This is a genomic window from Pseudomonas sp. CFBP 8758, assembly GCF_014841725.1.
Taxonomy (GTDB): Bacteria; Pseudomonadota; Gammaproteobacteria; order Pseudomonadales; family Pseudomonadaceae; genus Aquipseudomonas; species Aquipseudomonas baltica.
On the sequence record NZ_JACYUK010000006.1, the window covers coordinates 90,399 to 103,389 of the forward strand.

Sequence of the window (12,991 nt, forward strand, 5' to 3'; positions counted from 1 at the left end):
TCGACCTACCTAAAACCCGTAGGTCAAACTCACCTCGGCAACACTGTCGCTGTAATTTCGGCCACCGAATCGATGGCCAACTGCCCCGCTCAGGCCAAGTCGAGAAGTTACTTCGCCCTCCACACCCAGCTTTATTTCTCCAACATCCCGATACCCATCCTGGGAGATTTTCACACGATCCATATTGACACTATATACCTTGTCACTGTGAATCCATCCCGCCTCTACGTAGGGCTTGATCTCAGTCCCTGCTGATGAGCCGCGATCTAAATTTTTCAGAAATGCTCTCACTGCCAAATGAGTGTAAATACCGCTCTCATTACCAAATCTCACCACGGTTCCATTCCGCTCAATGTGATCTTCAGCTTTTATGTTGGACCAAGCCAATTTCATTTTGGGCTGAATGTAAAATGAAAAACCGCGGAACTTGGAAACCTCCATCACACGGCCAACTTCTACCGAAGCAACGGGACCACGAGACTTGTACTGCTCGCCATTTAAACCCTCACCTTTTACCGAATTATCGAACCAACTGTACTGAAGTACACCGTCGATATAAGCACCCATTTCATCTACGGCATCTTCGTACCAAGTACTATAAACGCCTATTGAGTAGCCTGAAACTCGCCCTTTTGAGTCGTATGAATTAAGTTTATATGAAGTGTCGTTGGTGCCGCTGCCATAACCTGCCAATGCGCCTACTCGCCACCCTCCTCCTTTCCCTGTCGCCCCTGATGCAATATCACTACCTATCATCACAGCCTGACGGTCGGAGTGAGTACTCAGCTGACCGCTGACATCTACGCCCTGGGCATACCCCCTGATAGTTTTCATCCACAAACGCGTTGTCTTTTGCTCGCCACTCAGTGGATCAGTGTAATCTCGCGAGCCGGGCCGATCCTCCAACCTGGTTTCAAACAAAGCATTTGCCATCGCGAGATTTGCAGAGTAAGACCCCGCCTCAGGCCGAATAGTTTGCGACTGAGGTATTTCTGGCACCTCAGAAGTTCCACTGTCCAAATACCAATTCCCACTATTAGCGCCTTCCCCCCTTACGAGACGATAATCATAAGCCCCGGCTACGATTCGGCCGGCCTGCTCGAACTGAGCTAAAGAATTGCCCTGGACGGTGATAAGTTCTATCCCGTTCAGTGTCGAGGCACCTGATCCGCCCAAATTATTGACGCTAACTTTTGTAAGACCAGAAGTATCCCCCAAGACTACCAAGCGATCCGTCACGGATTCATCGCCATTTAGCACTGAGTTGAAAATCAACAATCCATTGCCACCTGTATAATCCCCATCAATTGTGAGTACCGCACCAGCACGCGGCCCTTGCAACGAAACAACACCACTATTGGTCAACCCTCCCAACGTTTGGCCGTATCCATTGAGCGATAAGGCCCCGCCTTCAAATACAGTGTAATCAGAGTTCTTACTGAAGACATTCATACCTCCTGCCTCAAGCACTCCACCCACTAATTTAGTCAACCCACTGTATGTGCTCTCACCGGTCAATATCGTTCGGCCATTTGCAATCAACGCTGAACCGCCTCCTTTAATAGCCGATGCAAACTCATAATCCGATGCAGTGTGGTTAAAAACAATACTGCCATCGCCGGCACCGAGCCAAACGCCCTCGGTTGAGTTCAGCGAACCCGCTTCGGACGGAGCGTCAATATTTGAAGAACCTATGTAAAGCACTCCGCTTGAACCAGCGGCATCCGCCAAAACCAGCTTATTGGTGTGTAGCTCACCTTTATTCTGAAGCGTGAGCATGCCACTGCCACCTTTACCCACAACCGTAACTTCAGCCGCATTCACGGTCGAGCCGTCCCCCGAAACAATTAAGTCCCCAGCCGAGTTGCTTGCTCTACCGAGCGTTATAGAGCCTACACCTGCCCCCACAACATTTATAACGCTCCCTCCAGTAACGCTTACGCTACCCTGCGAAAAGTCTTCCCCGCCGACATCTAGCGTGTTCTCGACAGATAGAGAGCTGCCATTACTTACCACTACGCTACCGATCGAATCCCCTTCTACTCCGACCTCGAGCGACTCACCTACAGAAACACGCGCCGCGCTATCTACAACCAGGAGGCCTTTACCATTGACCCCCACTTTGGTGTCTCCTGTACTATTCCAGCGAGAACCTGATCCGGAGACAACCACCACTCCCTCAGAACCGGCGTCAACACCCAGTTGACCAGATCCAACTCCCACTGAATGACTTGTCACTTTTGCGCCGTTTGTAATATTCACTCGTCCGTACCCATACGTACCGACATTCAACCCATTCCCGATAGTCGGACTAAAGGGAATATTAAAATTCAACGGATCAGGGCCATTGACAGATAGAGCAATAACATCCTGCGGCATCACAAACATCCACGCCAGCCCAGAGCATTGTAGAATTTTGTTTTTTATAGCCATTTCAACCGCCCACCAATATTTGAAACCGACGAAATTCAGCACTCACTGGCATCCTGTATTCCATACATGACACACACGCAAAATGACGTATTTATTTTTCAACAACTTTAATCGTCGCAAGGCGGAGAAAAATAGAGGAAATTTCCCATGCTTCGCCAATGTAATGCAAAGTTACATTTTTGGAACAGATGGGAGCTTGCGTGCGTTGCCTTTGCGCATTTTCTTACTTGCCGTCAAAGCTTTTTCAAATACGCTTGGCATGCTGTACAATTGGCATACTACGGTCGATTCGGTTAAAAAATCGAGATCTCAGACTGGCAGACGTCAAGCCTAGCCGTCTCTTCGGAACCTGTTCACCACATTGCGTGGCCTCTGGTTCCGCGTTGATCGTTGCAGCTTGGCCAATAGGTTGATTAAAGGAAGTTCCCCCATGACCCGCATGCTGTTCGCTTCGCTGTGCATCACCGGCGCGCTGTTGTCGGCCGCATCGCCTGTCACGCTTGCCATCGAGGTATTCCGCCCGCCCGGCGACGCCACCGAGCTGGTTTCCCTGGGCAAGGGCGACCGTGTTCCGGCAGCCTATGCCCAACCCGATTCAGCTTTCATCGGGTGGAAATCCTCGGGGCTCAAGCAACCCGACCCGGACAGCCAGTGGGTGCAGATCGGCGACAACTTCGTACTGGTCAGGCGCAGCAATGCGGTGATTCAGGACATCCAGCCCATTCCCAAGTAATGGCTGTCGCCTGTCAGCGACAGTCGGCGCCGGTCTGTGCTCGTCAGCGATACTGCGCGCCGTCGAACCAGGCGAGCTTCTCGCGCAGCACCACCACTTCGCCAACGATGACCAGCGTAGGTGCATGCACCTCATGCTCGGCGACCATCCGCGGCAGGTCCGCCAGGGTGCCGGTGAACACCCGCTGGTTTACAGTAGTGCCCTGCTGGATCAACGCCGCCGGTGTATCCGCGCCGCGACCGTGGCGAATCAGCTGTTCGCAGATGATCGGCAGGCCGATCAGGCCCATGTAGAACACCAGCGTCTGCCCTGGGGACACCAGATCGTGCCACGGCAGATCACTGGTGTTGTTCTTCAAGTGCCCGGTGACGAAACGCACAGATTGCGCATAGTCGCGGTGGGTCAGGGGAATGCCGGCATACGCCGCACAGCCGCTGGCTGCGGTGATGCCCGGTACCACCTGGAATGGGATACCGTGGGCCGCCAATTCCTCGATCTCTTCGCCGCCCCGGCCGAATATGAACGGATCGCCGCCCTTGAGACGCAGCACGCGCTTGCCCTGCTTGGCCAAGGCCACCAGTTGCTGGTTGATCTGGTCTTGCGGCAAGGCATGCTCGGCGCGACGCTTGCCGACATACACACGTTCGGCGTCCCGACGACACAGGTCGAGGATCGCCGGCGCGACGAGGCGGTCGTAGAGCACCACATCGGCCTGCTGCATCAAGCGCAGGGCGCGGAAGGTCAGCAAGTCCGGGTCACCGGGGCCAGCGCCCACCAGATAGACCTCACCGGGGGCATGGGGCGGTGCACCGTCGACCTTCGCCTGGAGCATGCGTTCGGCCTCGGCGCCCTGCCCGGCCAACTGGCGATCGGCGATCGGGCCCTGGAACACTTCCTCCCAGAACGCACGGCGCTGGGTAACATCCGGGTACAGCGCCTTGACCTTCTGCCGAAAGCGCGCTGCCAGGCCGGCCAGCTCGCCATAGGTGGATGGAATCCAGGTTTCCAGCTTGGCGCGGATCAGCCGCGCCAGGACCGGTGCGTCGCCGCCACTGGACACTGCCACCACCAAGGGTGAGCGGTCGACGATGGCCGGAAAGATCACCGTACACAGTGCTGGCGCATCGACCACATTGACCGGCACACAGCGCGCGCGGGCATCGGCCGACACCTGGGCGTTGAGCGGTTCGTCATCGGTGGCGGCGATCACCAGCACGCAGCCGTCCAGATCGCTGCTCAGGTAACCCCTGTCGAGCATCTGCCCGCCGCTGCCGCGCACCAGATCGGCAAGCTGCGGGTCGATGCTCGGAGCGACCACGCGCAACACCGCGCCAGCCTCGGCCAGCAGGCGCGATTTGCGCAGGGCGATCTCGCCCCCGCCCACCACCAGCACCTGGCTGTCGCGCAATTTGTGGAACAGCGGCAGAAACTCCATTTAGCCGATGACCTCGATGCCGCCCATATAGGGCTTGAGTACTTCGGGCACGCGGATGCTGCCGTCGGCCTGCTGGTAGTTCTCCAGCACGGCCACCAAGGTGCGACCGACTGCCAGGCCCGAACCGTTCAAGGTATGAACCAGCTCGGGTTTGCCTGTCTCGGGGTTGCGGAAGCGTGCCTGCATGCGCCGCGCCTGGAAATCCCCGGTGTTGGAGCACGAGGATATCTCGCGGTACTTGTCCTGGCTCGGCACCCAGACTTCCAGGTCGTAGGTTTTCACCGCGCTGAAGCCCATGTCGCCGGTGCACAGGGCCAGTACCCGGTACGGCAACTCGAGCGCCTGCAGAATGCGCTCGGCGTTGGCAGTCAGGCTTTCGAGGGCTTCCATGGATTTCGACGGTTCGACCACCTGGACCATCTCGACCTTGTCGAACTGGTGCTGACGGATCATGCCGCGGGTATCGCGGCCCGACGCGCCGGCTTCGCTGCGGAAGCACGGCGTGTGGGCGACGAACTTGAGTGGCAGCAGCTTGGCATCGAGGATTTCGCCGGCCACGATGTTGGTCAGCGACACTTCGGCTGTGGGGATCAGGTACAGATCGGCTTCACCTTCACGGCTGATCTTGAACAGGTCTTCCTCGAACTTGGGCAACTGACCGGTGCCCTGCAAGGCCGGGGCCTGCACCAGGTACGGGGTGTAGGCTTCTTCGTAGCCGTGTTCGCTGACGTGCAGGTTGATCATGAACTGCGCCAGTGCGCGATGCAGGCGCGCAATCGGCCCACGCATGATGGCAAAGCGTGCGCCGGACAGCTTGGCAGCCGTCTCGAAATCCAGGCCACCCGACTTGCCACCGAGGGCAACGTGGTCCTGCACCGGAAAATCGAAGGTGGTCGGCGTTCCCCAGCGGCGGACCTCGACGTTGCCGTCTTCGTCCTCGCCGATCGGCACCGATTCGTGGGGCAGGTTGGGAATGCCCAGGGCAATACCGTCGAGCTCGCCCTGCAGCTGTTCCAGCTCCGCCTTGCCACGACCCAGCTCCTCGGCAATGGACTCGACCTGCGCTTTCAGCGCGTCGACATCGCCGCCGCTTTTCATCACCTGGCCAATGGACTTGGACAGCGCATTGCGCTCGGCCTGCAGTTGTTCGGTGCGGGTCTGCACGGTCTTGCGCTGGGCTTCCAGCGCCTCGAGGCGCGCCACATCCAGGACATAGCCACGGCTGGCAAGGCGATCCGCTACGTCCTGAAGCTGGCTACGTAACAGTTTGGAATCGAGCATGTCGGTCTCTCGTTTATCAGTATTGGTCAGATTTTAGTCAGTGCCAGGCCGGCCCAGGTGGCCAGCAGGCCGCCGAATACGCTCACAGCGCAGTAGCCCATGGCAACCAGCCCCTGGCCGCTTTCGAGCAGGCGCACGGTGTCCAGCGAAAATGACGAGAAGGTGGTCAGGCCACCCACGAACCCCACCATCAATCCCGAACGGATCTCGACCGGAATGTCCGGGCGAATCATGAACAGGCCATACAGGTAGCCGATGATCAGGCAACCGATGATATTGACGGCCAGCGTACCGGTATAGAACAGACGTGGCCAGTTCGCATTGATGTAGGTCGCGGTGAACAGGCGCAGCAGTGTGCCGACCACCCCACCCAGGGATACCGCGACAATGGTCGGGATCACGCCTTTCTCCGCCGCCGTGGACTGCTGTCGTCCAGGCTGGCGAGGTGCTTGAGCTTTTCGCCTATCTTCAATTCCAGGCCGCGCGGCACGGGACGATAGTAGTGGCGTGGGCTCAATTGCTCGGGGAAGTAGTCTTCGCCGGCCGCATAGGCGTCGGGCTCATCGTGGGCATAGCGGTACTCGTCGCCGTAGCCCAGCTGCTTCATCAGTTTGGTCGGGGCGTTGCGCAAATGCAGCGGTACTTCCAGCGAGCCATGTTCGGCCGCCTCGCGCATCGCCGCCTTGAAGCCCATGTACACGGCATTGCTCTTGGGTGCACACGCCAGGTAAACGATGGCCTGGGCCACCGCCAGCTCGCCTTCGGGGCTGCCCAGGCGCTCCTGCACATCCCACGCCGACAGGCACAGCGGCAGCGCCCGCGGATCGGCATTGCCGATGTCTTCGCTGGCCATGCGCACCACCCGCCGCGCCAGATAGAGCGGGTCGCAACCGCCGTCGAGCATGCGTGCGAACCAGTACAGCGACGCATCCGGATCGGAGCCGCGCACCGATTTGTGCAAGGCCGATATCTGGTCGTAGAACGCCTCGCCGCCTTTGTCGAAGCGTCGGCGGGTATCGCCGAGCAGGCTCTGCAACAGCTCGACGCCTATTTCCTCACCGTCCTCGGCAAGGTCGGAGGCATTCTCCAGCAGGTTGAGGATCCTGCGTCCGTCACCGTCGGCAGCGGCCATGAGCATGGCAAAGGCCTCGTCGCCCAGGCGCAGTCGGCGCTTGCCCAGGCCGCGTTCTTCGTTCAGCGCACGGTCGACCAGACGCCGCAGCGCCGCCTCGTCGAGGCTCTTGAGCACATACACGCGGGCTCGCGAGAGCAAGGCGTTGTTGAGTTCGAACGAGGGATTTTCGGTGGTGGCGCCGATGAAGATCAGCGTACCGTCTTCCACGTAGGGCAAGAACGCATCCTGCTGGGACTTGTTGAAACGGTGCACTTCATCGACGAACAGAATCGTGCGACGGCCATACTGGCCCGCCTGCTGCTTGGCCACCTCGACCGCCTGGCGAATCTCCTTGACCCCGGCGAGCACCGCCGACACGGTTTCGAAGTGAGCATCGGACACCTTCGCCAGCAGCCGTGCCAGGGTGGTCTTGCCCACGCCCGGTGGCCCCCAGAAGATCATCGAGTGCAGGGCGCCCTGCTCCAGTGCCTCGCGCAGCGGCTTGCCGCGGGCGAGCAGATGCTCCTGGCCGACGTATTCGTCCAGGTTGCTGGCGCGCAGACGCGCGGCCAGCGGCTGGGCAATGGGATCACTGCGAAACAGGTCCATGGGGCGACAATCGACCTCGAATTATTCCTGGATCACGTCCGCCCCTTTGGGGATGTCGAACTTGAATTTGTTCGCGGCGATCGGCTCATTGGCCCGGACGTTCATGAACAGGATATTGGTGCGCTGGCCCACGCTGTCGATCAGTTGCATGTCGTTGATCACACCCTTGCGGAACGACAGGCGCAACGAATCGAACAAGGTGTCGCGGGTCTTGGGCTTGAGCACGAAATCGATCACGTCGCCGGCTTCCTTGGCACTGATGTCGAAGCTCTGGCTGATCTTCGACACGTCACCGGACAACAGCAGCGCCGGGGTCTGGGTCAGGCGCTGGTCGAGGGTCTTGATGGTGACCTGCTCCAGGTCCGGGTCCCACAGCGAAACCTTCTTGCCGTCGGAGACCATCAGTTGCTCCTGCGGCGCGTCGGTGTGCCAGTTGAACAGGCCAGGCCGCTGCAGGGCCATCTGCCCGGCGGTCTCCTGCAACTGGGTACCGCTGCCGTCCAGGGTCAGCTGGGAAAAACGCGCGGTTAGCGTCTGGGATTTCTCCAGCAATTGCGTCAAGCGCGCCACGTCCTTCTGGTCGGCGTGTACCGACAGGCTGGCCAGGGCCAGGGCAGAAACCAACAGCATGCGAATCAGGCGCATGGGAATCCTCGTTCTAGGGTAAGGCGCGAGCGTTGCATCAGTCGCGCATCGGGCCCGGCGCGATCACTTCGCGCGAGCCATTGGTGTTCATCGGCGTGACCACACCGGCCATTTCCATGGACTCGATCATGCGCGCCGCGCGGTTGTAGCCGATCTTGAGCTTGCGCTGTACCGCCGAGATGGACGCACGACGGCTTTCCAGCACGAAGTTCACTGCCTCGTCGTAGAGCGCGTCGCTTTCGCTGTCGTCGCCATCGCCGCCGCCACTGCTGCCCTCGAAGCCACTGCCGGCTTCCTCGACGCCGGCCAGAATGTCTTCGTTGTAGTCGGGCACGCCACGCTGCTTCCACGCCTCGACCACGCGATGCACCTCTTCATCGGAAACGAAGGCGCCGTGCACGCGAATCGGCAGGCTGGTGCCCGGCGGCATGTAGAGCATGTCACCGTGACCCAGCAGCTGTTCGGCACCGCCTTGGTCGATGATGGTACGCGAGTCGATCTTGCTCGATACCTGGAACGCCATGCGCGTGGGGATGTTGGCCTTGATCAGGCCGGTGATGACGTCCACCGAAGGTCGCTGGGTAGCGAGGATCAGGTGGATACCGGCGGCACGGGCCTTCTGCGCGATACGCGCGATGAGCTCTTCGACCTTCTTGCCGACGATCATCATCATATCGGCGAATTCGTCCACGACTACCACGATGGTCGGCAGGGTCTTGAGCAGCGGCGCCTCGTCGTGAATGCTTTCGCGCTTGTAGAGCGGGTCGCTGAGGGGCGTCCCGGCCTCTTCGGCGTCCTTGATCTTGCGGTTGAAGCCCGCCAGGTTGCGCACGCCCATGGCCGCCATCAGCTTGTAGCGTCGCTCCATCTCGGCAACGCTCCAACGCAGCGCGTTAGCGGCATCCTTCATGTCGGTGACCACGGGGCAAAGCAGGTGCGGAATCCCCTCGTAGATAGACAATTCGAGCATCTTCGGGTCGATCATGATCAGCTTGGCGTCTTCCGGGCCCGACTTGAACAGGATCGACAGAATCATCGCGTTGACCCCCACCGACTTGCCGGAACCGGTGGTACCGGCGACCAGCAGGTGAGGCATCTTGGCCAGGTCGGTGATCACCGGTTTGCCGCCGATATCGTGGCCTAGCGCCATGGTCACAGGCGACTTGGCCTCGTCGTACTGGGGCGAGGACAGCACCTCGGAGAAACGCACGATCTGCCGGTCTTCGTTCGGAATCTCGATACCGACGGTGGTCTTGCCGGGAATGACTTCGACCACACGGACACTGAGCACCGCCAGCGAACGCGCCAGGTCTTTGGCCAGGTTGGAGATGCGGCTGACCTTGACGCCGGCCGCCGGCTGGATCTCGTAACGGGTGATCACCGGGCCGGGATGAATGGAATCGACGGTCACTTCCACGCCGAATTCCTTGAGTTTCACCTCCAGCAACTGGCCCACGGCCGCCAGCGACTCCGGCGAATAGTTGACCTTCTTCTCTTCGGCGGGATCAAGAATGGAAATCGGCGGCAAGGTGCCCTGCACGGCACTGTCAACGAACAATGCAGCCTGCTTCTCCTTCTGCACCCGCGCGCTCTGCTCGGGCGGCTTGCCGCTGGGCGCGCCCTGGGTACTTTCTTCGCTCAACGGCTTGATCGGTACTGCAGGCCGCACGGGCTGGCTGGCCGCGACCGGCGCCGCCATTGCGACCGGCGCGATGGGCGCCACCGGACGGCTCTGCAGGGTCGGTTCCACAGGCGCAGGCCGCACCGGCCTGGGCTTGGCGACGTCGCGCGGCTCGCTGACCCTGGGCGCAGCGTAGGCCGGTTCGTCCACTTCACGCAGTTGGGCAACCAGTTGCTTGCGTTCGGCACGCGCCGCCCACCAGCGGCTGGCCGAGCCCTGCATCAGCTCGAGCAGGTCGAGGGTGATCTTGCCGGTCATGTCCATGACCTTGAACCAGGACAGGTCGGTGAACACGGTCAGGCCGAACAGAAACAATGCGATGAACAACAGCGTACTGCCCTGGATGTTCAACGCGTTGAGCGCCAGGTTACCCAGGCTCTGACCCAGCGCGCCGCCGGCGGACGCCGGCAGACTGCCGGCGGAATGGAAATGGATATGGGCCAGGGCCGCGCCGGAGAGGATCAGGAACACCAGCCCGATCAGGCGCCAGGAGAACAACCAGCCGCTCCACTGCCAGGGCTCGTGGCGCTGACGGAAGATCTGCCAGGTCTTGACGGCCAGCAGCAGGGGGAAGATGTAGGCGAAATAGCCCAGGACCATGAACAGAATGTCGGCGGCGAATGCACCGGCCCGGCCGGCAGCGTTCTGAACCTGGTCCATGTTGCTGCTGGTGTGGCTCCAGCCAGGATCGGTCTGGTCGTAGGTCAACAACGCCATCCACAGATAAAGGCACAGCGCGCCCATGGCGATCAGTGCGCCTTCCTTGAGGCGATAATGCATTTGCTGGCGCCAGACGGGCACCGTTGCGGGAGCGGATGAGGCAGTGGATTTCTTCAAAACGCTTGATTTCCTGCGCCTGTCGAAGCGCGCAACTGATGGATGACAAAAATACAGCAAATGGCCACTATCGGTGGACAACGGGCCCTGCAAAGATCGCATTGTACGGCTTTGTCGGCAATTCGCGCATCTGCAATATAAGCGTCGCTTGCCGTGCGCCATTCAGCTTCGAATCAGGCGACGCACGGAATATGATTCAGCAGTGCTTTGTGTTTGCCGACAAGGCCTTACGAGCCAATCTTGAAGAACAGTGACATGGGACTGCAATTGCCCGAAAAAGTTACATGAAAGCTCGGTCGCCCTGACTGCCCGGCCTTGCTGCCGTGCATTGGCGTGCCGACCGGATCGTGGCAGGATGAACTCACTGCCCCCGGTACCACCCTCCCCTGCCGTAGCGAACAATCATGCTGACGTGGCTCAAACGAAACGAACTGGTCTTTCCTCCCCTGAGCAAGGCGATGCGCGAGCCCAATGGGCTGCTGGCAGCCGGTGGTGACCTCAGCCCCGAGCGGCTGGTGCAGGCCTACCGGCACGGCTGCTTCCCCTGGTTCGAGGACGGCCAGCCGATTCTCTGGTGGTCGCCGGATCCGCGTACCGTGCTGATGCCCGCCGAACTGCATGTGTCACGCAGCCTGCGCAAGGTACTGCGCCAGCAACGCTTCACAGTAACCTTCGACCAGGACTTTCCCGCTGTCATCGCTGCCTGCGCAGGGCCGCGCGACTACACCGACGGCACCTGGATAACCAGCGACATGCAACGCGCGTACCTCACCCTGCACGAGCAAGGGCACGCGCACTCGGTCGAGGTGTGGGACGGCGAGACGCTTGTAGGTGGGCTCTATGGCCTGGCCATGGGCCAACTGTTCTTCGGCGAATCCATGTTCAGCCGCACCGACAACGCCTCCAAGGTTGGCTTCGTAACCTTGGTCGAGCATCTGCACCAGGCCGGTTTCGTGCTGATCGACTGCCAGATGCCCACCGAGCACTTGCACAGCCTGGGCGCACGAAGCATCGCCCGAGATCAGTTCGCCGGTTATCTGAGCCAATACCTCGACCAACCCAATAGCGCGACATGGCAGCGCTAGGCGAGTTCTCCGGCACTGGCTTACACTTGATGCAATGGTTTCATTCCGAGGGTTCATCATGACTGAGTTGGCGCGCCTGAAGTTCTATGCCACTCAACCCCATTCGTGCAGCTACCTGCCCGACGAGCAAGCCACGACCTTGTTTCTCGATCCGAGCCAGCCGATGGACGTCCACGTCTACGCCGACCTCTCGGAAATGGGTTTCCGCCGCAGCGGTGACCACCTCTACCGGCCGCACTGCCAGCGCTGCAACGCGTGCGTGCCGGCACGCATTCCCACGGCAGGCTTCACCCCCTCGCGCCAGCAGAAACGCATCGTCAAGCGCAATCACGACGTCCAGGTGACGAGTGCCACCCCCCGCTTCAGCGAAGAGTATTTCGACCTCTACCAGCGCTACATCGAACAGCGCCACGCCGATGGCGACATGTTTCCGCCCAGCCGTGATCAGTTTTCGACGTTTCTGGTCCGAGACCTGCCCTTTTCGCGCTTCTACGAATTTCGCCTGGACGGCCGGCTGCTGGCGGTGGCCGTGACCGACCTGCTGCCCAACGGGCTGTCCGCCGTGTATACCTTCTACGAGCCGACCGAAGAGCGGCGCAGCCTGGGCCGTCTGGCGATCCTGTGGCAGATCGAGGAAGCACGGCGATTGAACCTGGATGCGGTCTATCTGGGCTACTGGATCAAGAACTGCCAGAAGATGAATTACAAGACCCAATATCGACCCATCGAGCTGCTCATCAACCAGAGATGGGTAACACTTAACTGAACCCCTTGGCTTGAGCCCCCTTTTTCGGGCACAATGCACGCCGCTTTTGCCTGGCGCAGTTGCACCGGGCCATCAACTGGATACCGAGGGTTTTACTGCATGTCGAAAGAAGACAGCTTCGAAATGGAAGGCACTGTCGTCGACACCCTGCCCAACACCATGTTTCGCGTGGAGTTGGAAAACGGGCACGTCGTAACCGCGCATATCTCCGGCAAGATGCGCAAGAACTACATTCGTATTCTGACCGGTGACAAGGTGCGTGTTGAACTGACGCCCTATGATTTGAGCAAAGGGCGCATCACCTACCGCGCTCGCTGAACCGAGACACATGAAAACGCCCGGCATTGCCGGGCGTTTTTGCTTGCGTGGGAT

The 12,991-nt window shown here is 59.9% G+C and carries 11 protein-coding genes; 4 read left to right on the plus strand and 7 right to left on the minus strand.

Translation table 11 applies throughout. The features are described from left to right. Positions 1–9 precede the first annotated feature (9 nt). The gene (locus IFT75_RS14405) at positions 10–2,475 is read right to left on the minus strand and encodes an autotransporter outer membrane beta-barrel domain-containing protein (RefSeq protein WP_192055309.1); all 2,466 of its coding nucleotides are present in this window, start codon (positions 2,473–2,475) and stop codon (positions 10–12) included. A 388-nt stretch (positions 2,476–2,863) separates the two neighbouring features. Here IFT75_RS14405 and IFT75_RS14410 point away from each other — a divergent pair, with 388 nt between their 5' ends. After that, positions 2,864–3,166: an RcnB family protein gene (locus tag IFT75_RS14410; RefSeq protein WP_122477782.1), complete on the plus strand. Its 303-nt coding sequence runs from the start codon at positions 2,864–2,866 to the stop codon at positions 3,164–3,166. Between the two features lie 43 nt (positions 3,167–3,209). On the opposite strand, the gene cysG is transcribed toward IFT75_RS14410, so the two are convergent. From cysG to IFT75_RS14440, 6 genes are read right to left on the minus strand one after another with little or no spacing between them, the layout of a single operon-like run. Further along, entirely contained in the window at positions 3,210–4,601 is a 1,392-nt protein-coding gene (gene cysG, locus IFT75_RS14415; RefSeq protein WP_122477780.1) for a siroheme synthase CysG, read from the minus strand. Next, a complete protein-coding gene (gene serS, locus IFT75_RS14420) occupies positions 4,602–5,882 on the minus strand; it encodes a serine--tRNA ligase (RefSeq protein ID WP_192055311.1) in 1,281 nt (426 codons plus the stop codon). It abuts the gene before it with no gap. Positions 5,883–5,908: 26 nt separating this feature from the next. Further along, on the minus strand, positions 5,909–6,283 hold the full coding sequence (gene crcB / locus IFT75_RS14425) for a fluoride efflux transporter CrcB (protein ID WP_122477777.1): 375 nt from the start codon (positions 6,281–6,283) through the stop codon (positions 5,909–5,911). Further along, on the minus strand, positions 6,280–7,605 hold the full coding sequence (locus IFT75_RS14430; protein WP_122477775.1) for a replication-associated recombination protein A: 1,326 nt from the start codon (positions 7,603–7,605) through the stop codon (positions 6,280–6,282). Before IFT75_RS14430 ends, crcB begins: the two co-directional genes overlap by 4 nt. Positions 7,606–7,626: 21 nt before the next feature. Beyond that, positions 7,627–8,250 (minus strand): outer membrane lipoprotein chaperone LolA, encoded by a 624-nt coding sequence (lolA, locus tag IFT75_RS14435; protein ID WP_122477774.1) that lies wholly within the window; start codon positions 8,248–8,250, stop codon positions 7,627–7,629. Positions 8,251–8,287: 37 nt separating this feature from the next. Continuing rightward, complete coding sequence (locus IFT75_RS14440) at positions 8,288–10,768, minus strand: DNA translocase FtsK (protein WP_244652757.1); 2,481 nt, start codon at positions 10,766–10,768, stop codon at positions 8,288–8,290. A 404-nt stretch (positions 10,769–11,172) separates the two neighbouring features. Here IFT75_RS14440 and aat point away from each other — a divergent pair, with 404 nt between their 5' ends. The 3 genes from aat to infA all read left to right on the plus strand — a co-directional run bounded on the left by aat (position 11,173) and on the right by infA (position 12,937). After that, positions 11,173–11,853, plus strand: coding sequence for a leucyl/phenylalanyl-tRNA--protein transferase (aat, locus tag IFT75_RS14445; RefSeq protein WP_192055313.1), 681 nt, complete (start codon positions 11,173–11,175; stop codon positions 11,851–11,853). Positions 11,854–11,911: 58 nt separating this feature from the next. Beyond that, the gene (locus IFT75_RS14450; protein ID WP_192055315.1) at positions 11,912–12,619 is read left to right on the plus strand and encodes an arginyltransferase; all 708 of its coding nucleotides are present in this window, start codon (positions 11,912–11,914) and stop codon (positions 12,617–12,619) included. 99 nt (positions 12,620–12,718) lie between these two features. Further along, positions 12,719–12,937 (plus strand): translation initiation factor IF-1, encoded by a 219-nt coding sequence (gene infA, locus IFT75_RS14455; RefSeq protein ID WP_002553999.1) that lies wholly within the window; start codon positions 12,719–12,721, stop codon positions 12,935–12,937. Positions 12,938–12,991: the final 54 nt, after the last annotated feature.

Bases quoted from the DNA above. Each gene is read 5' to 3' on its own strand.
- lolA (WP_122477774.1), bottom strand. From the start codon at position 8,250: ATGCGCCTGATTCGCATGCTGTTGGTTTCTGCCCTGGCCCTGGCCAGC.
- infA (WP_002553999.1), top strand. From the start codon at position 12,719: ATGTCGAAAGAAGACAGCTTCGAAATGGAAGGCACTGTCGTCGACACC.
- aat (WP_192055313.1), top strand. From the start codon at position 11,173: ATGCTGACGTGGCTCAAACGAAACGAACTGGTCTTTCCTCCCCTGAGC.
- IFT75_RS14430 (WP_122477775.1), bottom strand. From the start codon at position 7,605: ATGGACCTGTTTCGCAGTGATCCCATTGCCCAGCCGCTGGCCGCGCGT.
- cysG (WP_122477780.1), bottom strand. From the start codon at position 4,601: ATGGAGTTTCTGCCGCTGTTCCACAAATTGCGCGACAGCCAGGTGCTG.
- serS (WP_192055311.1), bottom strand. From the start codon at position 5,882: ATGCTCGATTCCAAACTGTTACGTAGCCAGCTTCAGGACGTAGCGGAT.
- IFT75_RS14410 (WP_122477782.1), top strand. From the start codon at position 2,864: ATGACCCGCATGCTGTTCGCTTCGCTGTGCATCACCGGCGCGCTGTTG.
- IFT75_RS14450 (WP_192055315.1), top strand. From the start codon at position 11,912: ATGACTGAGTTGGCGCGCCTGAAGTTCTATGCCACTCAACCCCATTCG.